Here is a 22,129-nt window from a genome sequence, read left to right as displayed (position 1 = left end):
GTGCTTTCGGCGTGTCTCCTTCGAACTGGACTCTTGTAAATGGCAAATATACGMCAGATATGATCCGTCCGGAAATGAAAGAAGCAATCAAATTCTGGAAGATGCTTTATGATAAAGGCTACGTCAACAACAATATGTTTACCAACAAAGCAGCGGATTGGACTGCGAGCATAAATCAAGGCAAGGCTGGCTCGTGGATCCACGATGCAACCAATTACAGTGCTTCCTTTGTTAACCAAATGGTGGACAAATCGGCCAAGATATCGATGATCCCAGGCCCAGTCGGCGCGAAGGGTGAAAAAGGTCTTTACGCTAAAACAGACGGGATCTACTTCGTGTTCGTCCTTCCGACAAAGTCGAAAAATCAGGAAGCGGCAATCAAGTATTTGGAATGGGCATGGACGAACCCGGACGCGCAAAAGTTCTGGTCATTCGGGATCAAAAATATCAATTATAAGGAAACGGCCGGTAAAATCGAGTGGGATGCGGAAACCCCGCGCAACAAGGAAAATTCGGAAAGTTTTGTTTACCGGGCATCACTCAACCCAACAGGTGTTGCCTCGAACGCGGAGAGTGTGATTAGACTCGACCCGAATGGCGAGACCATCTTGAAGGGGGTTAAGGCAGCGGGGGAATCGGCGATTATTACACAGGCCATCAATTTGCCAGTCCCTACTCCATTCAAGACAAGCCCGGAGCTTGTAAATGGCTTTGGTGCAGGAACCCTGTTCCTCGATATGTTCGCCAAAGTCGTGACAGGCAAGGAAGAGCTGGACAAAGCGTTTGACGCCTTCGTGGCGGAATGGACCAAACGCGGCGGCGACAAGGCGATCGTAGAAGCAACAGAATGGTACAACAAATCTGTTAAAACCCCCACAAAGTGACGTGTGCCTTCGGAGCTTATTCCTATTACTTTGCGGGGACCCCGGGATTTATAAATTCTTATCTGTTTAAAAAGTAATCTCGTGCCCTTATTGCGCCAGCTCGATCCGAACATGTTGCCGGTCTGCCTTCTGGTAGGCTGGCAACATGTTCGGAATCCAACACGGGGGAGAAAATATAGTGAACATGAAGAAACTTCTGAACGACACCTCGTTGCTATGGTTAATCGCGCTGCCGGGTATTCTGCATATTGTGCTGTTCAAATATGTGCCGCTGCTAGGCAATGTGATTGCATTCCAGGATTACAATTTGTTTAAAGGTGTTTTCCATAGTCCGTGGGTGGGCTTTGCCCATTTTGCAAAGATGTTTACGTATGCGGAATTTTACAACATCCTCAAAAATACACTGCTGCTCAGCTTATATTCGATCCTATTCGGCTTTCCAGCTCCATTGTTTCTGGCACTATTGCTCAATGAAGTCAGGCGCGGCTGGGTGAAAAAATCGGTGCAAACTTTGCTGTATCTGCCGCATTTTCTTTCCTGGATTATCGTTGGCGGTATTTTTCTCAACCTGTTCGAGGCGTATTTTACCGATGAACGTTATTTTGTTGGCATGCTGGTGTCTATAGGGATCTGGAAGGAAATCGGCTGGGGAATGATCATTTATTTGGCGGCCTTGGCTGGCATCAATCCGCACTTGTACGAGGCCGCCATGGTTGATGGCGCAGGACGATGGAGACAAATGTGGAACGTCTCGCTGCCCTCGCTGATGCCGGCGATTGTCGTACTGTTCCTGCTGCGGATCGGCTCGATGCTCGATGCCAATGTGGAACAAGTACTTGTGTTCCTTAACCCGCTCGTACGCGATGTTGGCGAGGTCATCGATACGTATGTGTACCGAATGGGCTTGCTTAGCGCTCAATTCAGCTATACGACCGCGATCGGGATGTTCAAGTCGCTCGTCGGCTTAATATTGATCGTTGGGTTGAACCGGCTCAGCAAGAAGATGACAGGAGAGAGCATCTACTGAACGATTCGCCGAAGGCGTTATCGATGATGACGGGTGAAGAAAGCGGGGATAACCTAACGTGATAGGGAACAAAACGGATCGAAGATTTCAAATTATCAATAATACCTTTCTTATCCTCTTAAGTATTTCGATGATTCTCCCCATGGTTCATCTGCTCGCCGTATCCCTCAGCTCACCGTTATATGCAGGTGCAAAGCTGGTAGGCTTGTGGCCCAAAGGGTTCAATATCGAGGTGTACAAAACGATTATGGTCTCTGAGCAGCTATGGCGGGCAATGGGGGTCACGGTCTATATTACGATCGCCGGGACGTTGGCGACCTTACTGTTATGCTCGTCACTTGGATATGCCTTGGCGCGGCCGGGTATGAAAGGCCGGAAGATTGTGCTCAGAGGAATTATTGTCACCTTTATTTTCTCCGTGCCGCTTATTCCCGGCTATCTGGTCATTCGTGGCATAGGCCTTGAGAATACGCTATGGGCGCTTATTGTGCCGGGTGCGGTTAGCGCGTTCTATATCCTGATTTTGAAAACCTTTTTCCAGGGCTTATCCTCCGAATTGTTGGATGCAGCCAAAATCGACGGGTGTACAGAATTCGGCAATTATTTCCGCATCGTCTTGCCTTTGTCGAAAGCGGTGCTGGCTACGATCGCCTTGTTCCACGCTGTTGGACAGTGGAATTCTTATTTTGGCGCGTTGTTGTTCATCCGCACCAAGACACTTATGCCGCTGCAGATCATCCTACGCGAGTTTGTGGTCGACGATTCCGCCCACACGATGCAGCAGAACACGCCTGAACTTGCGTTAACAAGTACGCCGGAAATGATCAAGGCAGGCACGATTATTTTCGCTACACTGCCGATACTGATTGTTTATCCATTCTTGCAAAAGTATTTTGTCAAAGGCGCGACCCTTGGTTCACTTAAGGAGTAATAATAGAGATGGCGTACCTTGAAGGAAGGATGCAGGGTCACTTCAAAACAGTCATATAGGAGGCAATATGGATGAAACAAGAGCATCATAACATCTGGCACATACGCCCGTTTGCGCGCGATAAACAACATAGCAATGCATGGACCAAACGTATCGCTACCTCGCTCCACAAGTGGATATCCTTTACGGAAACGGTTTACCAGGAGTGGCCGGAACGGCCACAATGCGGCTATTTTTTTGGCGGAGCGTACTGGTATGGATTCGAGACCGCTCATACGGTTGCCGTCTATGCGGTGCTTGCCACAATCACTGAACCCGGTGTATCCGGATCCTATGACAAGGCGCATCTGACCGATCGCGCGATCAGCGCGATTCGTTATCTAGTCTACACGCATGATACCGGACCGGAACAATACGTTCGCGTTGCAAGCCGCAACAGAGTGTGCAGCGAGACCAAGTGGGGGGGACGCGACGACCGCTATTTCATGGCAACACAGGTTGGCGGGGCGATCTCTTATTTGGGCCTAGCTGCATGGCTATTATGGGACCAGTTGGATGACGAAACGCGGATCATGGTACAGAATACTGTCTCCTCTTATGCCGATCGGTGGGCTGAGTTTGATCCGCTTAACGGAACGTACTTCGACACCCAATTGGAGGAGAATGCATGGACAGCCGTTGGCATATTCACCGCCGCCTTGCTGTTCCCGGACCATCCGCATCAGGATAAGTGGTGGAGTGCCTATCATAAGTGGAATATCAACACGACGACGACGTATCGCGATCGACTCAGCGATGTGATCTCGCAAGGCGTTCCATTGAAGCAACGGGTGAAAGCGATAACTCTTCATCCAGATTACACGACTGAGAATCACGCCTTCGTCCATCCTACCTACATGGCGGCTAGTCTGCACTTCCGCGGTCGAGAGATCGCGGATCTGCTGCTGGCGGGATTGCCGCTCGACACGATGGATGTGCTGAATGACCGGGAAATGTACGAACGTACGCTGAAGCCTTGGGCGGAAGCGGATGGAATCCCCACATCCGTCCAGGGGCAAGATTGGTGGTACAACCAGCAGCATGGCTTCTTGCATGCGCATGCGCTGATGAATGTGCTGCATCATGATGGAGAAGCGGCCCTGCTGGAGGATAAGGCACTGACCGTCATCGAAGCGCTGCAGAACAGTAACGACAGAGGTTGCTATATGGAGCAGAACGGCGAACATTGCCACATTATGCCCAAGGACGATCAGACGGCTATCGACATGGAGCATATGTCGGCGAGCCATATGCTTAATACATATTTGATCCATAAGCTGGGTGGGGCCGGAGCAGAGCCGGTTGCTGAAGAACAGTTGGTAGAAAGCCAATCCGGTGTGCGTGTATATCCATACGGAGGTTTCATCATCCATCGTACAGCACGGACGTCCACCAGCTTCAGCTGGCGTAATCATGTGATGGCGCTCAGTATGCCCCATCATGGCGCATGGCTGCAATCGCCGCTGTATGACAGCTATACAGGGATCGTGCGGATCAAGCAGGACCATAATGATGCGGTCCCGTATCAGGAATCGTTCGTGATCGATGTGTTGTCGCATCGGCTGGACGTGCAAGCGGATGGTTTCTCCGCCTATGCTATTCTGGAGCGAGGAAGTAAGCACCTGCTACAGCATATAGGCTTCGTATCACTGCCAGACGGAAGAAGCCTATATTGGGAACAATTCGAAGCCAAGTCGCCCGTTACCATCACGACGTGGGAAACGGGAGCCATCGGTATTCGAAATGAACATTATAGCGCTTTGACAAATTTGGCCAAAGGCTACCGTACTGTGAACATGGCTGAACAATCGCAGCGGTTCGAAAGCTGGCGCGTCAACAGCAGCGATACCATTGCCGATTATCCGGCGTGCGGTTATGTGAACGTGGATGATGAAGCCGGGTATTTGCTGTACGGTTCGTCTGGCATCCGCTATTTCAATCAGCATGTGTATGGCAAATGGAAAGGCGGAGAAGATCGCCTGATCTTGAATCATCATACCGCTCCCGTCACCCTGCAGACGGGCGAGTGCTCGCATCTGTTCGCCATCGTCAATCTTCCTAACTATACAACGGCACAAACCGCACAGTTGGCTGGGACGGGACGTTACTATGCCGGCAGCGCAGGCTTGAGGGCCGATAGTGCAACCTCGCCTTCCTTTGACGCAACATCTCATGCCGCAGTTTGGCATGATGGTCAATACCTCGTCTATTTCAATAGCGGGGAACGTCAGGAATCGCTAGCTTTCACAGAAACGCATAGCGAGACAGCGGCGCCACTGTTTCTCGGTACAAACCGATTTGCAGGTGATTCGTACACATGGAGCGGAGTTCTTCCAGCTGGCCATTCCGGTTACTATAAACGGAGCGGGACGGTTGCACTCATAGATGGCAGCAATGAAGATGAGCTGGAGATAAGCGTTTCCTCCGTGGCCGTGATCTTTATGAATAAGGGAGCACACAACGTTTCATTCCTCTACACCCCTAACGAGGATGGTGCGCACCAGCAAATAATTGAATTGCCAGCTGGCGCATTTCTCCACTTACCAGTAGTACGAGATGTGTCCAAGACTTCATCCTCGCAATAAGCGGGGATGAACTAGGTTGTCCAACAATGGAAGATCAGAGTGAACCAGGTCTCATATGTATGTAAGAAACCCCACAAAGTGACGTGGGCCTTCGGAGCTTATTCCATGGCGAAGCCCCTTTGCGGGGACCCCGGGATTTATAAATTCTTATCTGTTAAAAAGCCTCCAGTCCCCCTATGTTAAAGGCACTGGAGGCTTCTTTCATCTCAATCGAGCCTGTACATATAATACTCCCCTTCACCAACCCGGACATAATGCTCATCCAGGAACTTGCGTAGCTGCCCATCGGTATCCCCATCGATATAGCCCCGCAGCGGTACGAAGTAATGGGCTCCGTTCGAAACAAAATACTTCAGCTCACGAACCAGGTCCTCAGGCATCGAATTACCGACGCGCCACCCGATCCGCTCCGAGGCGTTCAGTAGAGAAGGGTCATCCATTCCGACGACGATTAACTCTTCCTTGGAGGTCCACTTCCGAACCTCTTGAGCCTGCTTCAACAATTCCGTATCCTGATCCGCGATTATCGGCTTAGCGTATTGCCAGCTGTCCCAACTGAGCCAGACGATTCCTACCACGACTACCATCCATCCGATTGGAAAGCTCCTAAGCCTGATCCTCCCCAACAGCCCCAATCCTGCCGCCGCCACAATAGCCAAGATGGGTCCTAAGAAGATGAGATAATAGCCAAATCTAATGACAGCTACGATCGTAACCAGCTCCAACAGCATCGCTAGAGCCCACAATCCTAAGGCATGCGAAGTCTTCCACTGCAGTTGCACAAGCCCGATAACGAACAGCACAAGAACACATCCATTGAAGGCCGCCGGCAACTCCTGCACAAAGAACCTAATACTTTCTTGTGAAAAGAGGGCAGATGCCATATTGGGAAAAATGTGCTTGGCGGCAATTCCGGAAACGAAGGAAAACTCCGCAATCGACTTGGACCAATAAAAGTAGTACCAAAACGGAGGCGCCAACGCCAGCAGGGCAAATATCCAAAGCTCTGCCATCACAAACATCCGAAGGCGATACTTCACTAGAGCCATGCCCAGCATCGACAGTCCGACGAATACGGTAGGCAGCTTCTCAGAGATGCTCAGACCTGTGAACATAGCGGCAGCTAGCAACCAGAGTATGTTCTCCTCCTTCATCCATCGGCAGAATAAGTAGAATGCCCCGGTATAGAAGAACAAGGCCGCCGATTCTGGCATAATCGCTCTAGCGTACAGCAGGTTCAACGGCAGCACACCATATATAGCCAACGACGTCCAGCTCACGCCTCTCCCATAGAACCTGCGGGCGATCAAGTACACGAATAACGCCGATCCCACAAAAAAACAAACAGGCACCATTCTCGCTAGCGCATAATGATAGCCAAATAGTTGATACAGCACGGCAATCAGGAAGGGAACAATCTGAAATTCTAGCTGCACGTAGTTAGGCAGTGGACCCTGGTAACGAAATTGAGGGTACATGATATTGAAGCGTTGTTCAACGAATAGGCGGGCTACTGACTCTGTATCCGCCTGCCTCCAGCTGTCATATTGATAGGGGGATTCCGACAAATAGGGGAAACGCAGCACGAGAATGGCTAGTAATAGCAGCATAGTAACAACCCATGAAGGGATGCTTGGCAATATCTTCATAAGAACCTCTACATATTAATTAGGATGACCCCTGTAATAATTACAAGGATACCGACCACCTTAGGCACGGTGAATGGTTCATGGAACAGGAAGTAGGACAGCGCTACCACGACGATATATCCCAAGGAAACCATGGGATAGGCGTAGCTAAGCTTGGCCTTGGTCAGGACTTTGACCCAGAGCAAGAAGCTAGTGGCAAAAAAGAAAAGCCCCAGAACAATTTCCGGGGTCCTGGCCACACGCATCACATCTCCGAAGAAAGATGAGAATGACAGGGAAACGTTACCGAGCTTGTTGGCTCCGACTTTCAATAGTACTTGCCCAATTGCACCAAGAACGACAGACGCTATTATTGTGCCAAGCTGATTCATAGCTGTTCCTCCAACTCTTTAATTTCCGCTGGTCTGGGCGGCTTGACTCTCCGGAGTAGGTTGAAGTAACCCATGATCGTTCGCTTGACATTCATTTTACTTTTCCCAGCTTTCAAGTGATATTCCAGCACGAGAGGAATTTCACCAGCCCTGACCCCGATCAGGCTGAACCGGGCGACGATCTCTGCCATACAGTCGAACCCTCTCGTTGTAATGAGCGCTCCTCGATACATGATCAGGGCCCGCTTCAGATAACCGATCCGATAAGCCCGGAAGCCGCTGGAATAATCGTTCACATTGAGAATGGGGAAGAAGAATTTGAAGAAGAGCCTAGCTCCACGACTATATAACTTGCGGTTCCAGGATAAGCCCATTTCTTGCCCCCCTGCAGCAAACCGCGAAGCAATGGTCATATCAAGTTGTTCTGTGTTGAGCTTGTTCACGAGTTCCGGAATGATACGGGGGTTGTGCGTGTTATCTGCATCCATGGTGACCAGTACATCGGTTGAAGTGTAGCGCTCACAAGCGTAGGCGAATATCGTCTTCATCGCTTCACCCAAACCGCGATTGCCCGGATGATTTATATAAGTGAAGTTTGGCCACTTCTCAGCATACTGCTGCAATACACCCTCCGTCTGATCCGTGCTCCCGTCGTTAACAACTACAATATGCAGAGTATCACCAAGCACAGCGCGTAATTCCTCTAACTTGGCAAACAACTGGGGAAGCGAAGCGCCTTCATTATAGGCCGGGAGCGCGACTACGATTTTGTCCAAAGGGCATAACTCCTAAATAGAAACATATTGAACCGCATCATACATAATCTGCACGGTGTCGTAAGTTACTATGCAAGAAAAAGGAAAAAAATAGACCTCTCTGCCCGAATGACAAAAAGAGCAAGCCCGGTCTACATCGACCCATAAGGCTTGCTCTCAACTTCGTGGCACCGTATCCATAAGAAATTCAAATCACAACGAAACACCCAAAAAGCCGCGTGTTAATTGGAAATCAACGTTCCCCTGCTTGGATAGACGCGGTGAATAAGCATGTTCAAGGATTTGCTTGCTGCGCTCGAGAATCTGTTCCGTCCAACGAGTCGGGTCTCCCATGAGCAGCATATCCAAATCCTGCTCATAGTTTTGCAGCATGGCTGGCTCCGACGCCATCTGCAGCATAGGGACGAACGGATGCGTCTGCATCGGACGGTTCCCGACCAACGCGATTATTAATTCTACACTTGTGGCAGCCAGGCCCGTAACGGTCTCCACCCAATGCTCGGTCGGGGTCTCCATGATGTGGAAGCCGTTGCGGCGGACATGCTCGCCATAGGCGATCGACGGCCTTACATAGGATGCGGTGAATACATTTTGGCCATACGAAGCCGTGGTAAGCAGACCGCTGTTCTCCGGAACCACCACCAAACCGCCTGCGCCGACAATCCGTTTGGTCAGTTTCGCCAGCTTCTCTCCGGCTTCGTCGGAAATGGGACCATCGCTTACGATGCCTATTCGCAGCCCTTCCAGGCCGACCATCACTTGCTCCGCTGCTCCGGCTGCTGCCAACTGATCGGCAAACCAGGCTTCTACCTTCTCCGTCACATTCGTAATTCCGCCGTCCAGCTGAATGCTGGCAAAACCAAGGCGGCTCTGGTCAACACCCATCTCTTCCATCTGATGGCGCATGTAGTCGTTGTGGGTTTTCTCGCAGCCATGCTCCAGCAGCAGACAATGCTTCACCATCGGATGAGTGATATAGCCGATCATCGTTCGGGCATAGAGCTGCTCGGCTTGCCCTCCCGAATTACCGCAGCCTTCTGTATGAGCCAAAGCCACAAAGCGCGAGAGCTCAGGCTGCCCGGCGCCCTGTTTGTTCAGCCGCTGTACCATCATATTGGCTACCTGTCCGGCGCAGAGACTGGTCGGCAGGATCAAGCCGATGTTGTCGCTAGCCTGGCGGTCTGGATGTCGTGTGAAGCTGAACTTGATTGGGGCAGCCACGACATCTGTATCCTCTTGGATTTCAATCGGCTCCCCCGTCGGAATTGGGGCTTGGAGCAAGGCCTCCAGTTGGCTCGCATCATTTTGTCGCCAATTGCGCCAGATCTGCACCTGGGCATGGCCTGCCTTCTCCCCAACACTGCGCTGACCGGAGGCAATTTGTAGAGTCAGCTCGAAGACCTCTTGGCCCAGCTCATTCATAGACGTACCTTCCAGATACTGACCTGCATTGACATCCATATCATTGGACAGCAATTGGAAGCGGCGCGTCGTCGTGACCACCTTGACCGTCGGCACATAAGGGAAATTGGTGATCGAGCCGTTACCCGTCGTAAAGAAAATCATATTGCAGCCTGCTGCGACCTGTCCCGCGATACTCTCGAGGTCATTGCCGGGACTATCCATGAAATAAAATCCGCCATCCTTCATGATCTCCCCATACTCTGTAGCAAAATCAAGACGAGTAGTCGGACCTTTCTTAAGAGCAGCACCAATCGATTTGAGATAAATGTTATACAGGCCGCGGTATTTGTTACCGCCGGATGGATTTCCTTCCGCGCTGGCGCCATGCCAAGATGTACGCTCCTTGAACCGCTGTACAAGCTCTAAAAATTTGCGAGCGGTTTTCACGTTGCGTACCTTCGACAGAACATAGGGCTCCGCGCCAATTAATTCATCGGTTTCAGCTAGGCTGGCCGCACCGCCGTAGCGAACCAATTCTTCGGAAATCCAGCCTAACAGCGGGTTCGCCGAAATACCGGAGAACGCATCCGAACCGCCGCACTGTAATCCGATCTTCAGGTGGCTAATGGATTCAGGCGTCCGTTGCATCGCATTGACCTGAGGAAGCCACTCGCGTACTATAGCTTCGCCTTCGGCCAAATTCTCTTCAAAGCCGCCTTGGAGTGAAATAAACCGGTGGATCACTTCATCGATCGGGTAGTTGTGTTCGCGTAAATACGCTTGCACCATCTGGTTGGTGACCGGTTCAATGCCATAATCCACAACCAAGACGGCACCGACGTTGGGGTTCACGATAAACCCGGCGAGCGTACGCAGCAGTAAATCCAGGTTGTTGGGCTTTTCAGCCCCTCCCTCCGTATGCGCTACGGGGACAATCCCATCGATATCGGAGCAGTTCTTCAATTCACCCTGGAGACGTTTGGCCAGCTGCTTCACATAGCTCCCTGTACGCGAGGTGGTACCGAGCAGAACCACGTGGTTACGGGTACCCACGCCACGGGCTTCACTTCGCCGATACCCCATGAAAGTACGCATTTCTGAGTAAGCGGGTGGCGGTGGAGCGGGCTGAAAGTTTTCCTCGTCCAGCACATACGGCTGAATTTGATCCGTAAAATTCGTCTCCGCCGGCAGAGCAAATTTCAGTTGACGTACCTTAAGTGCCTCCAATACCGCCTCGTTGATCACATATTGTCCGGGCTGAATCACTTGCAGAGCCACCCCGAAAGGCAATTCCCAAGAAAACAGCTCTTCACCGGGAGCAATCGTCTTCACCGCAAACCGATGGCCTTCCATCACCGTATAATCCAAAGTCAAGCTATGACCTTCATACTGAATGACGGTGCCGGCGTCCAGCTGGCGAGTTGCAACGGCGCAATTATCCCCCGGTAAGGGAAGTCTAGCAACCTCTTCAAATTGGTAATTTGCGTTCATCTATTTCTGGCTCCTTTTTTATAAATTTCGCATGAGATAAGCATGGGAAACGCTTACATTCGACCTAGATACAGATGTTCTCGGTCCGACGATGGTCAAATTATATAACAGCTGCACGTAAGTGGGCTACCTGTTGCTCAAATAATGCTGATCTAATTTGACTATTCATCCGAGCGAGGTCGCCGATCCTCTCGTCGCGTATGCCTCGGGCAGACCAAGGACCCGTCAGAGTGTAGGTACAATCCTTGATTTCGCACATCCTGCGTACCATTTACGCAGAAACACAGTCGCCGGGATGCTATATAGCTGTAGCGTCCAGCCTTTCCAGTACAGGAACCCCATGTTCAGTGCTAAGTGAGCGATCACAGTCCACTCTTTTGTCAGATATTAAAAAAACAGGATCAGCAGTAGCGCGTAACTGCCATAGTCGAACGGTACCGCCTCTAAAAAGATGAGCGCAGCAGCCACGATCCCCACCCTAGCCCATTTTCTCGTTATCCGATCCAGCACGAATAAAACGAGAAGGGCAACGACAAAATGCTGATCGATAAAAAGCGGAGCCTCCAGCCCACCCAAAACTTACTTATTTCTGGCTGTTACCTCAACAAAAGACATCCTCTCAACAACTGCTATTGAGAGGATGTCACTAATGTGAACAAATTCTAGAACTTCACCAACATCGCAGTGGCATACATGAGTAAAATCCCCAATGTTAATCCACCGAAATTCAACCACGACACTGCAGCATAACCTTTGTCAGAGGACTCTTTCATAATCATTCTGGTGATGACGACGATAACTTGCAAGATCGCCCCTGCCCCGATTCCGAAGAATAACGCGGCGAAGGTAGGGTTGAACAGGAAGCCACCCGTCCACGTACCCAGAATGGCTGGCCCACCAGCGATTGCCGCTAGTAAAACGAATGTTTTCCAGGTCGGCCGATCCTTGAGCAGCGGAGCAGCAATCCCTACCCCTTCTGTGATGTTATGAAGCGTGAACCCAATGACCAGGAACGTTCCTAGCGCACCTTCTCCTAATGCGAATGCGGCCCCAATCGCCAGCCCTTCCCCGAAGTTATGCAAGCCGATCCCGGTTGCAAGCTTATAAGAGACTTGCCGTCCTTCCGCTGCATTCCGCATCTTGCGTTCATTCATCTGGTCGACCGCGATTAAGAACAGGAAGCTGAGCAGTACTCCGAACCAGACTAGCCCCGTCCCCTGGAATACACCGGGTGCATCGCCTGCCATTTCTAAGCCTTCTTCTATCGTATCCACGAACAGGAAGAACAACAATCCAACCGTAAATGCCAGGATGGCATGCATCCCTCTAGCCGAAAATCGCCTCATAAACGGATACCACAATAAGCCGAGTCCGACAGGAATGACTCCTACATAGAAGCCGATCACGGCGTATTGTACGAATCGGCTTACTTCTGCTTCAGGGGTTTTGGTCGCAGCCGCCACCTCACCAGTGAAGATAAGTCCATTGCTTGTAATGAATTTGATCGCGTGAGGATCTCCCTCCACCCATGGGTAGGGGATCGAGATGGTAGCGGAACCAAATCGCTTCAACGTGTCACTTGGATGAAACGAAGCGTTCCAGAATGAATCGTCAACGACCACCTGCGCAATAGTGACCTCCTCGGGACCGGTGTTCAACACCTTAACCTCGAATCCGTTATCCGTCAGCTTGATTTTCTCGATGTTCAATACTTCAATCGGTGCGGCGGGTTCATTCTTCACACCTGTCCCCAATGTTGCAATCGCCGTAATCAAGGCAATGAGCAATAAGGCTGGCAGTACTGCCCACATGATTCTTTTCCCTCTGACTCCGGGCATTCCGGACTTCGTAACATTCGTCTGCAAGTCGCTCATATTTGATTCGAACCTCCCTTCTACTCGGCCTGGAAGAAGCCCATCCAGCCTAACTCAGCAAATTCGCTTTGATGCGCATGAAACATATAACGGCCTGGAGCCGGGAACACGATCTCGAGAATGCCTCTCTCCCCTTGACACTGCATGATCGTATCGGTGAAGTTCGGACGCGCTTCCGGATCAGCTCCAGTCGAATAGTAGTTGAAGTAATTGGAGTGCAAGTGAAAGGAATTGATCAGGTCGAATTCGGTCAGATTACTCAAGTATATTCGGACCAGTTCCCCCGCCTTGACTTTAATCGGTTCTTGCTGGTAGGCAAACGCATAGCCATTCACGGTGTAGACTTCGTTCTCCCCATCCAGATCCAGGTCATATCCGTTCATCACCATATTGAATTCCTTGGCAGCTGCTCTAGGCTTCTTCGGATCAATGATGAAATTCCCGTACAGACCTTTGTGAATATGTCGCGCCAGCGGTGCAATGTGGCAATGGTAGACTTGCATCCCTGCTGGCTTGGCTTCGAATTCATAGATGAATGAGTCCCCAGGCATAATGGCTTCCAATCCGTCCATATTCGTCGGGTGTATCCCGTGAAAATGGATCGAGTGGGGATGTCTCGAAGCGTTCTTGAAGCGAACTCGGACAATATCTCCTTCCGTGCAACGAAGCGTCGGCCCGGGGATCGTTCCGTTAAACGTCCAGCCTGGAAACGTAATCCCCTTAGCAATTTCTACATTGGTCTCGAAAGCAGTCATGTCATATTCACGGACGGTCTTCCCGTCTGGCGTGCGGCTAACCTTACCATAATCGAAGCTGGTCAAGGCTTCCCGTGCTTTCTTGAGTCCTTCTGTCACTTCGGTTCCCGGATCGTACCCGTGCATCATTCCGGAATGAAGCTGGTCCCCCAGTGCCTTATGCACGTCGTGCTTGGTCATAGCCTGAACCGGTCGCTGGAACCAGGAACCGGGATTCAGAACAGTGCTTCCGAGAAAGGCAACAGCTCCGGCGGCTCCCAGCTTCAATACATTCCTTCGTGATACTTTCTTCTCTCCATTCATGGACATGCCTGGCGTACCTCCTTCATTCACATAAAACTTTCACTAGTGAAATATTATTCTCCTAACGAAATATTATTCGCCATAGGACAAATTGTTTCCTCAGGGAAACTTATTGATTTAATAATACTCGCGATGGCTTCATTTGTATACGGGTTTTCGTAAATTTTCTCACCAAAATAAAAAACCTGACCTCAAGGTTCTTAGGTCAGGTACACCACTCGGTGTTTTCCTATTATTTAGAAAAATATTGCTTGTACCAGTCGTTCGCTTCTTTGGTCAGGTCGGCCAAGCCGTTCTTGTTCAGCTCTTCCAGGAAGCTGTCCCAGTCTTTGTCCACTTCCTTCTGGCCAGTGATGAACAACACATACCATTCCTTGATCTTCGTCTCCAGCGTTTTTTTGTACTTGCCGTCAGAGGGCAAGCCGGCAAACACGATGTCCTTGTTGTACTTGGTCGTCACCATCGAATATTTCTTGGCGAATTCCATGACCTTGGGCGAAATTTGCGTATTGCGGAAAAATTCGTGATTGACTTCTGGCATGCCCACCCCGTTGGCGGCTATGCCTGATGCGTTCCATTTGGCTGTATCCTTATACTCGTTGATGCCGTAAGGCAGTCCTGTGACCGGATTCAGATCGTACATTTGGCCTTTGATGCCATAACGGGCCAGCTTGTAATAATCGAAGTCGGCATGGAACTTTTCGATCATTTCCAATACCTTCTGCATTTTCTTCGGATCGTTTGCGACCTGCTTACCGAATGTAACCGAGTTACCGTTCGTTGTGCCCCATTTGAGAATGCTCGGTTCGCCTGTCGGTCCTTTCCACGGCATGCCGGCGGCATAAGTTGCTTTGTCACCAAGCACTTTCTTGAAGTTCTGGTAGAACGCCGAGCCGACGTCATTCGGGTCGTCCGCATACATTTTCGGCACGACGTGGTAGTATACGCCCGGTACAGTGAAGCCAATTTTGCCGTTCCAGAACGGGATGGAGTTGGCGAAGTATTGCCCCTTGTTCTCGCCGGTGATGAATTCCGGATCGATCAGGCCGTCCTTGTACCATTTGCGTAGCAGCTTGAGCGCGTCCTTCATCCCCGGCAATACGCCGCTGGCCACAATCTGCCCGTTATTCTCACTCCAGTAGAAATTGTCGATGCCCGGCGAGCCGAAGGCCCCGAAGACGGCGATCATGCCTTTGTCGGAAAGGGCGTATGTATCCTTCTTGCCGTTGCCGTCCGGATCGTTATTGACGAATTTATAGAACGCCGCTTCCGCCTCTTGCAGTGTCTCCGGCGTTTTGTCGATGCCGACCGCCTTCAGCCAATCGTCACGCCAGATCGGAATGAAGTTGTAAGGTGTGGCAGCCAAATCGGGGAGCGCATAGTTTTTGCCGTTCACCTTGTAGAAGTCGAAGATGTTATCTCCGCCGTTTTGCCTGACGAGCTTGTAGTAGGTCGGCGCATATTTCTGCACCATATCGAGTGGAATTTCCGCCAACACGCCTTGATTCGCGAACGAGCTATATAGATTGGAGAACAGCTTCATGACGTCTGGAATGTCCCCCGACGAGATGCGTAGGTTAAGCAGCTCCGTTTCTTTGGCCGGCTCGATGTATACGTAGTTTAGCTTGATATTCCACAGCTTCTCCAGCTCTTTGGTTAGTGGTGAATTGGGGTCCTGCGGCGTCGTGTTATTATTCTTGATGGAAATGGTGATCGGCTTGTCATCCGCCGGTTTACCGCTCGTGGACGGTGCTCCGGGCGAGCTTTGTGCCATTGTACCTGCACCGCCGCCACTGCATCCCGCGACGATACCGACTAGAAGCGCCGCTGCAGCCAGACTGCCCGCGATTTGTTTTGGTTTCATAGTGTGACCTCCCGTTAATCCATATTATAGAACCGTCCGTCAGTTAGACTCCTAGCCCTTCAACGAGCCAACCATGACGCCTTGTACGAAATACTTCTGTAAGAACGGATACACGACGATGATCGGCGCGGTGCCTGCGATGATGGAAGCGGCTTTAATCGTTTCAGCGTTGACAGCGACAGTCAGGCTGGAGCTAGTGATGTTGTCAAACGCTGGCGACGACTCAATGACAATTTTGCGCAGCACGAGCTGCAATGGATAGTACGACGTGTCGCGAATGTACACGAGCGCGTCGAACCAGGCGTTCCAATGCCAGACAAGCCCCCACAGGATGACGGTGACGATGATCGGCAGCGACAGCGGGATGAAGATGGCGAACAGGACGCGCATATCGCCGGCACCGTCGATGGTGGCCGATTCTTCCATATCAGCGGGCAGCGACATGAAATAGTTGCGGACGATCAGCATCGAGAACGTGTTGATCGCCGGCGGCAGCACGAGCGCCCACGTGCTATTGCCGATATGCAGCACCTCCTGAATCAGCAAGTATTCCGGGATAAGCCCCCCAGAGAAAAACATCGTGAACACGATAATCAGCGTAAATGTGCTGCGCAGCGGCAGCTTTCGTTTGGACAGCGCATAAGCGGCGAGCACCGTAAGCAACAGTTGGATCACCACGCCAAGCGTCATACGCAAGATCGTGTTGCCGTAGCCGGTCCAGATGATCGGATTGTGCAGCACATGCTTGTAGGCGTCGAACGATGGCGCGGAAGGCCAGAACGACAACGTCATGCGGCTTGCTTCTGCCGGCTCACTGATCGAGATGCGTACGACTTCCCACAGCGGCAGCAGGGTGAGCAGCGACAGCGATAGCAGAAACAAATAATTGCAGGCTTGAAACCATTTTTCCCCGGCGCTCAGCCGCATCGGTATGACCTCCTACCATAAACCGTAATCACTGTACCGGCGGACGATGTAATTCGTGCCTAGCACCAGCGTGAAAGCGATCGCATTCTTGAACAAATTGATCGCGGTCGACAGACTGTACATCATATTTTCCAGCCCCATGCGGTAGACGAATGTTGAAATGACGTCGGAAACGCGATAAACGCCAGGATTGTACAAATTGAAAATTTGATCGAAATCATCGTTCACGACTGCACCCACCGCAAAAATAAACATGATGACGATGACCGGCGTAATTGCGGGTAACGTGACGTGGATCGTTTGCTTGAAGCGGTTCGCGCCGTCCAGTACAGCGGCCTCGTATTGCTGGGGATCGACGCTCGCCAGAGCGGCGAGGAAAATAATCGTGCCCCAGCCGATTTCCTTCCAGATCGCCGAAACGACGAGCACGGTGCGAAACCACTGGGCATCGGCTACGAAAAAGATCGGATCGATTCCGAAAGAGCCAAGCATCGCGTTCACCCAACCGGTCGAAGGCGAGAGGAAGTTCATCAGAATACCGCCAAGCACGACCCATGAGAGAAAATGCGGCAAATACATGATCGTCTGCACGGTCCCTTTGAACAGCTTGATCCGTACTTCATTGAGCAGCAGGGCAAGTACGATCGGCGCCGGAAAGGTGAACACGAGCTTGTATAAACTGATCAGCAGCGTGTTGCGAAACACTTGCCAAAACTGCGGCATGTCGAACAGGACGCGGAAGTTTCGCCATCCCACCCACGGGCTCTCTGCAAATCCCCGGATCATATTGTAATCTTTGAATGCGATGACGATGCCGTACATCGGCCCGTATTTGAAAATCGCATAGTAGACCATCGCCGGCACCAGCATCAGCACCAAATAACGGCTTCGATAAAGGTCCCTGAACATCAGCGTCATTCGTCGCTCCTCTCCCCCGATATTCGGGTCTGGAATGTTCTGCTCCCCGAGCTTAAGGCATGGGCCATGCTGGTGTATAGTAGGAATAATTTGCGGTGAAGACTGATAATTTGTCTTTGTAGCCCAAGCTCGCCCGTTGTTTGTTCCGGGGAGCAATTGTAGGGGAGAGGCGCGGGCGGCTGCAGCGGTAGCTAACTTTTTTCCTTCCTATCGAATTTCTTGCGGTTTCGCCTTCCACTTGTGCTCGGGGCCTTTTCCCTATATTGAGCGTTTGTCCGATCAAGTGGTACAATGAAGCCGAACAGAGTCGATATGTGCTTCCGGGGGTGTCTATGTTTCAATCTCAGATCAGGCGCTTGTCCTCGCGACAACCGCAAGCTGTCCCATATCGGAGCAGACTGTCGTTCTACTACATCTACACGCTGCTCGTCATCGTCGTGTCCTCCGTACTAGCTGCCTATTTTTTCGATAAATCGTTGTCCGACGAGATAGCCGTATCCAACAAACGGCTGCTGACGCAAATCCGCATCTCCACCGATGCCAAGCTCGCTTCGCTACAAAGCTTTGTTCTGGAAAATTTCGTAAATACGTACAAAAACAACGGAGCAGCGATGTTCCTCGCGGGGAACGATCCGAACGATGCCTATCAAATTTTGAAAGCCTTTACAAGCCTCTCCTTGACGTCCTACGGCGATTTTGTCGATTCCGCTTTTATGTATAGGCTAGCCGACGATACGCTCATTTCCTCGCGGGAAGGCGTTATATTCTCCGCCATGAACCCAAATAACTACAACCGCAACTATTTTCGGATCGACACGATTCGCGAGGCGTTGCAAACGACCGAAGCCGTCTCTTGGATCAGTCCGGCGCGCAACCGCTCAACGTTCGATGACAAATCGATGCTCTCGCTTGTGTACACAGTCCCTCTGTTCGCATCCGCTGATCGTAAAGACGGGATCATCGTCATCAATATCGACGAACGGAAGTTCGTGCAGGCGATCAACAACGACGATCGTATCGATTACGGCGTGTACATGTTAGGCCCTGACAATAACGTAATGGTGCATCTCGACAAGAACGGCGTCATCCCGCAGGGGGGCGGCGATCCGATTATTTCCGCCGTTGCTAACCGGGAGGAAGGCTTCGCCAAAACGACAGTCGGGGACTCAGCATTGGGCGTATCCTGGGTGAAGTCTTCCTTGAACGGGTGGAAATATGTATCTTATGCGCCGTTTGATGCGCTTAACAAACAACGCACGATTGCACTGCAGCTTGCACTTGTGCTGCTCGGATTGTTCATCCTGATCTCGATGATCGGATTAAAAGTGATTTCCAACCGCGTCAATCGGCCAGTTAAACAGATGATCTCTAGTCTGTCCATGCGGGTGGAAGAGATGGAGACGGTGCTGCAGATCAACTATCCGCTCGTACGCCATAAAATATTGGATGATCTCGTCCGCGGCAATTCATCCGATTACGGACGCGAAATCGCCAATCAGCTGGAGATGATTGGCGTCACATTCACGTATGAGAGCTTTGCGGTATTCATTACGGAGCTGAGAAAGCAGGACGTTGCCCTACTGTCACCCGAACAACGGGAATATGCAACCTTCAAAATGATGGAAACGATCGATACGCTGCAGTCGACGGCGATGCGGTTCCATAGCATCTCGCTCAGCCGCAACCGAATCGTGACTATCGTCAACGCAGCAGCGTATGAGGACGTATACACGGTGTTGAACGGCTGGGCGGGCAGTTGCGGGGAACCGTTCGACATTACCGCCAACGTCGCCTTAAGCGAATGCGCAGACGACTGGACGCAGCTCGGTCGACTTTACGATCAGGCCGAGGGCTATTTGGCGTACCGCTTCATCTATGGCTATGGTCAGCTGTTCGGCCATGAATCGATGGACCGGCTGAACGGCAGCACGGCGAAGCTGAACGCCAAATGGCTTGAGGAACTGACACCGCTGCTGGTGGCGGGCAAAATCGCTCAGGTTCGGCAGCAGCTGGAGACGATCTTTCGCGCGCTGGCCTATGAGAAGCTCAGCTATTCGTACGTGTACAACTACTTGATGGACATCATTACGTTGATCGACCGGATGGCCAAGGAGCTTCAGCTGTGCAGCACCGAACTTGATAAGCCCTATATGTTCGCCAAGCTGCACGAGATGTCAGCCTTGGAGGAATGTCGGCTATGGCTGGTAAGCTGCGTCGACCTGTTCGGAGAGCTGCTGGACGCTCGCATTCACTCTTCCGACGACCAACTCGGCACCAAAGTAACCGCCTTTATCTTAAGTCATATTGACAAGGACATTTCACTGAACGTGGTGGCCGATCATTTCCATCTCAGCCCTACATACTTGAGTAGGGTGTTCAAGGATATTGCCGGGGTGAACTTCTCCACCTACGTCACCAACCAGAAGCTGATGAAAGCAAGGCAGTTGCTGATAGCCGATAAAAAAGTGAAGGTTACCCAAGTGGCCAACCAGCTCGGCTATTACAATCTGCCTTACTTCAGCTCCATCTTCAAAGAAAAGTACGGGATGACACCGATGCAACTGAGGAAGCTCGATACCGAGTAAGGCGTTGTTCTCCACCCTAGGGTACAATCGCCGCTTCCTGCATAATCAAGATGAGCACATCGCGGTTTGCGTTCATTGGGTCGGCGATGTTGGCAGCGAATGGCAGCGACAAGACTGCGATGGCGTAGGAGATGTCGGCGGCGCCATCGGCGGCGTAAGGATTGAACGGGTAGGACGGCCATTCGAACCGGAACGGTCCGGAGAAGCGCAGCTCCCAGTTGCCTTGGCGCAGCCAGTGCTCGCCGCTCTCTGCATCTAGACGGATATCCGTCTCCGTTACCTGTAACGCCGGAGCTACGCTTGATTCAAGTGTGCCGCCGTTCAACTGCAGCCGGATGGGCAGACGCCAAATGCCGGCGTCGCCATCCTGCAGCCCGGCCGACGCTTGCAACCGCAGCTCACCCGGTTCGATAGCGTTCAGCGCGATTTCCAGCGTCCGCGATTCGTAGCCGAGCACAACGGTGCGCCGCTCTGCACAGACCGAACCGGCGTTCGGCGTGCAGATGGAACGCCCGTCCGCCGTTCGCAGCTCGAACGTGCTCCATTCCTTCTGTCCCTTGGAATTACCGCCTCCGATCAGAAGCCGCGTCCGCTCGTTCCAGACTCCGATGAAGCTGTTGCGGTCAAGCCCCCATCGCGACTCAACGTTCGGGCTGGTGAACCCGCTCAGGCAGACGTACCAGCCGCCTTCCTTGACGACTAGCGCGCCGGCCGATCTCGCCTCTATCCGCTCGCACTCGATCAATGCAGGGGCATCGGGTCTGGCGACATCGGCGTCCCAATAGTACAGGGTTTCGGCGAAGCAGGCATTGATCCAACCGGCGTTTTGCGCGATCGCTTGTTTCACGACATAGTTCACATAACGTCTGCCTCCCGGAATCGGCAAGAAGGGCAACAGGCCTTCCGGATTTGGATGGCGCACATATTTGAACCGACCATCAATCGTCTCCACTGCAGTGCCATCCGGATATGTGAACAAATTGTGGAAGGCAGCCGCGCGCTCCAGAACCGGCAGCACGTCTACCGAGCCGCCGTGGTAGTAATACAACCCAAGCGCATTCGTATAAATCAGGTTGTAGAACGGCGTTGGGCCGAAATGCTCCAGCCAGTACCCCTCCGGCTCCTGCCCATCGACAGTCATCCGAATGATGCGGTCCGCGCTTTGCTTCCATTCGGGCCGTCCGAACAGCTGCGACGCGCGGTGCAGACCGATCGCCTGCCAGGCCGGAATGTTGTGCACCTCTTTCACTTGTTCGAGCTCTTCGCGAATGCCGCTGAAAGCGAGCTGCAAGCCGTCTTCCCAATACGTTCTGCGTTTATCGTCCAGCATAGGTCGCAGGTTACGGTACGTTTCCAGCCAGTAATAAAACCCCCAAGGCAAATAGTAGGGTCCCCAACGCGATCCATCCACTTTGACAAATTCCCATTTTCCGTCCGGATACTGGAAATCACGCAAGGCGTCGCATGCTCGGCATGCCATTTCGTAACAAGCTTCGTCCCGATAAAAGCGATTGCCGGGATGGTCCTTCAGCAGCAGCACAGCCATCGGAAGCATAATATGCTGGCAATTGAGGCCCCAGCCTTGTCCCTCCATAAACCTGCCGGTGGAAGGATCAAACTTATGCAGCTCCGCCTCCACATTCCTGGCAAGCCAGGGGATCGCTTCATCCAATAAACGATATGAGTCCATCGATGCGCAACTCCGTTCCCACGTGTGATAGTCGGCCTGTAGGCGATTGCCGTCTT

At 51.7% G+C, this 22,129-nt stretch carries 16 protein-coding genes; 5 read left to right on the top strand and 11 right to left on the bottom strand.

The features are described 5' to 3' along the window. The 4 genes from AC1DWB_RS09945 to AC1DWB_RS09930 all read left to right on the top strand — a co-directional run. A partial coding sequence (locus tag AC1DWB_RS09945; RefSeq protein ID WP_477540893.1) for a type 2 periplasmic-binding domain-containing protein occupies positions 1-884 on the top strand: 884 nt, incomplete at its 5' end. Between the two features lie 184 nt (positions 885-1,068). Then, positions 1,069-1,911, top strand: coding sequence for an ABC transporter permease (locus tag AC1DWB_RS09940; RefSeq protein WP_477540897.1), 843 nt, complete (start codon positions 1,069-1,071; stop codon positions 1,909-1,911). Positions 1,912-1,969: 58 nt separating this feature from the next. Further along, a complete protein-coding gene (locus tag AC1DWB_RS09935) occupies positions 1,970-2,842 on the top strand; it encodes a carbohydrate ABC transporter permease (protein ID WP_477540892.1) in 873 nt (290 codons plus the stop codon). Between the two features lie 71 nt (positions 2,843-2,913). Further along, positions 2,914-5,466, top strand: a complete 2,553-nt coding sequence (locus AC1DWB_RS09930; RefSeq protein WP_477540891.1) for a hypothetical protein — start codon at positions 2,914-2,916, stop codon at positions 5,464-5,466. Positions 5,467-5,672: 206 nt separating this feature from the next. On the opposite strand, the gene AC1DWB_RS09925 is transcribed toward AC1DWB_RS09930, so the two are convergent. The 10 genes from AC1DWB_RS09925 to AC1DWB_RS09880 form a co-directional block, all read right to left on the bottom strand. Next, positions 5,673-7,115 carry an ArnT family glycosyltransferase gene (locus AC1DWB_RS09925; RefSeq protein ID WP_477540890.1) on the bottom strand — a complete coding sequence of 481 codons (1,443 nt, stop codon included), beginning with the start codon at positions 7,113-7,115 and terminating at the stop codon, positions 5,673-5,675. Positions 7,116-7,123: 8 nt separating this feature from the next. Further along, positions 7,124-7,486 carry an EamA family transporter gene (locus tag AC1DWB_RS09920; protein WP_477540889.1) on the bottom strand — a complete coding sequence of 121 codons (363 nt, stop codon included), beginning with the start codon at positions 7,484-7,486 and terminating at the stop codon, positions 7,124-7,126. Then, on the bottom strand, positions 7,483-8,262 hold the full coding sequence (locus tag AC1DWB_RS09915; RefSeq protein WP_477540888.1) for a glycosyltransferase family 2 protein: 780 nt from the start codon (positions 8,260-8,262) through the stop codon (positions 7,483-7,485). The genes AC1DWB_RS09920 and AC1DWB_RS09915 overlap by 4 nt, the downstream gene beginning before the upstream one ends. Positions 8,263-8,454: 192 nt before the next feature. Further along, positions 8,455-11,157 carry a UxaA family hydrolase gene (locus tag AC1DWB_RS09910; protein ID WP_477540887.1) on the bottom strand — a complete coding sequence of 901 codons (2,703 nt, stop codon included), beginning with the start codon at positions 11,155-11,157 and terminating at the stop codon, positions 8,455-8,457. A 387-nt stretch (positions 11,158-11,544) separates the two neighbouring features. Next, the gene (locus tag AC1DWB_RS09905; RefSeq protein ID WP_477540886.1) at positions 11,545-11,733 is read right to left on the bottom strand and encodes a hypothetical protein; all 189 of its coding nucleotides are present in this window, start codon (positions 11,731-11,733) and stop codon (positions 11,545-11,547) included. A gap of 86 nt (positions 11,734-11,819) precedes the next feature. Continuing rightward, positions 11,820-13,031: a ZIP family metal transporter gene (locus AC1DWB_RS09900; RefSeq protein ID WP_477540885.1), complete on the bottom strand. Its 1,212-nt coding sequence runs from the start codon at positions 13,029-13,031 to the stop codon at positions 11,820-11,822. 20 nt (positions 13,032-13,051) lie between these two features. Then, complete coding sequence (locus AC1DWB_RS09895; RefSeq protein WP_477540896.1) at positions 13,052-14,089, bottom strand: multicopper oxidase domain-containing protein; 1,038 nt, start codon at positions 14,087-14,089, stop codon at positions 13,052-13,054. Positions 14,090-14,321: 232 nt separating this feature from the next. Next, positions 14,322-15,953: a type 2 periplasmic-binding domain-containing protein gene (locus AC1DWB_RS09890; protein WP_477540884.1), complete on the bottom strand. Its 1,632-nt coding sequence runs from the start codon at positions 15,951-15,953 to the stop codon at positions 14,322-14,324. Between the two features lie 51 nt (positions 15,954-16,004). Next, positions 16,005-16,880, bottom strand: a complete 876-nt coding sequence (locus AC1DWB_RS09885; RefSeq protein ID WP_477540883.1) for a carbohydrate ABC transporter permease — start codon at positions 16,878-16,880, stop codon at positions 16,005-16,007. 12 nt (positions 16,881-16,892) lie between these two features. Then, the gene (locus AC1DWB_RS09880; protein WP_477540882.1) at positions 16,893-17,798 is read right to left on the bottom strand and encodes an ABC transporter permease; all 906 of its coding nucleotides are present in this window, start codon (positions 17,796-17,798) and stop codon (positions 16,893-16,895) included. A gap of 332 nt (positions 17,799-18,130) precedes the next feature. On the opposite strand from AC1DWB_RS09880, the gene AC1DWB_RS09875 reads away from it, so the two are divergent. Further along, positions 18,131-20,383 (top strand): AraC family transcriptional regulator, encoded by a 2,253-nt coding sequence (locus tag AC1DWB_RS09875; protein WP_477540881.1) that lies wholly within the window; start codon positions 18,131-18,133, stop codon positions 20,381-20,383. Positions 20,384-20,399: 16 nt separating this feature from the next. Here the strand turns inward: AC1DWB_RS09875 and AC1DWB_RS09870 are convergent, their stop codons facing one another. Continuing rightward, the gene (locus tag AC1DWB_RS09870) at positions 20,400-22,073 is read right to left on the bottom strand and encodes a hypothetical protein (RefSeq protein ID WP_477540880.1); all 1,674 of its coding nucleotides are present in this window, start codon (positions 22,071-22,073) and stop codon (positions 20,400-20,402) included. Between the last annotated feature and the right edge of the window lie 56 nt (positions 22,074-22,129).

Source organism: Paenibacillus sp. P4_E11 (assembly GCF_056401635.1).
The sequence above is the reverse complement of the archived record's forward strand: the minus strand, read 5'-3'. Positions and strand labels throughout refer to the sequence as shown.

What these genes read in the sequence shown, in the direction of transcription:
- AC1DWB_RS09940 (WP_477540897.1), top strand. Translation starts at nt 1,069, where the DNA reads ATGAAGAAACTTCTGAACGACACCTCGTTGCTATGGTTAATCGCGCTG.
- AC1DWB_RS09930 (WP_477540891.1), top strand. Translation starts at nt 2,914, where the DNA reads ATGAAACAAGAGCATCATAACATCTGGCACATACGCCCGTTTGCGCGC.
- AC1DWB_RS09925 (WP_477540890.1), bottom strand. Translation starts at nt 7,115, where the DNA reads ATGAAGATATTGCCAAGCATCCCTTCATGGGTTGTTACTATGCTGCTA.
- AC1DWB_RS09920 (WP_477540889.1), bottom strand. Translation starts at nt 7,486, where the DNA reads ATGAATCAGCTTGGCACAATAATAGCGTCTGTCGTTCTTGGTGCAATT.
- AC1DWB_RS09910 (WP_477540887.1), bottom strand. Translation starts at nt 11,157, where the DNA reads ATGAACGCAAATTACCAATTTGAAGAGGTTGCTAGACTTCCCTTACCG.
- AC1DWB_RS09900 (WP_477540885.1), bottom strand. Translation starts at nt 13,031, where the DNA reads ATGAGCGACTTGCAGACGAATGTTACGAAGTCCGGAATGCCCGGAGTC.
- AC1DWB_RS09895 (WP_477540896.1), bottom strand. Translation starts at nt 14,089, where the DNA reads ATGAATGGAGAGAAGAAAGTATCACGAAGGAATGTATTGAAGCTGGGA.
- AC1DWB_RS09890 (WP_477540884.1), bottom strand. Translation starts at nt 15,953, where the DNA reads ATGAAACCAAAACAAATCGCGGGCAGTCTGGCTGCAGCGGCGCTTCTA.
- AC1DWB_RS09885 (WP_477540883.1), bottom strand. Translation starts at nt 16,880, where the DNA reads ATGCGGCTGAGCGCCGGGGAAAAATGGTTTCAAGCCTGCAATTATTTG.
- AC1DWB_RS09880 (WP_477540882.1), bottom strand. Translation starts at nt 17,798, where the DNA reads ATGACGCTGATGTTCAGGGACCTTTATCGAAGCCGTTATTTGGTGCTG.
- AC1DWB_RS09875 (WP_477540881.1), top strand. Translation starts at nt 18,131, where the DNA reads ATGTTTCAATCTCAGATCAGGCGCTTGTCCTCGCGACAACCGCAAGCT.
- AC1DWB_RS09870 (WP_477540880.1), bottom strand. Translation starts at nt 22,073, where the DNA reads ATGGACTCATATCGTTTATTGGATGAAGCGATCCCCTGGCTTGCCAGG.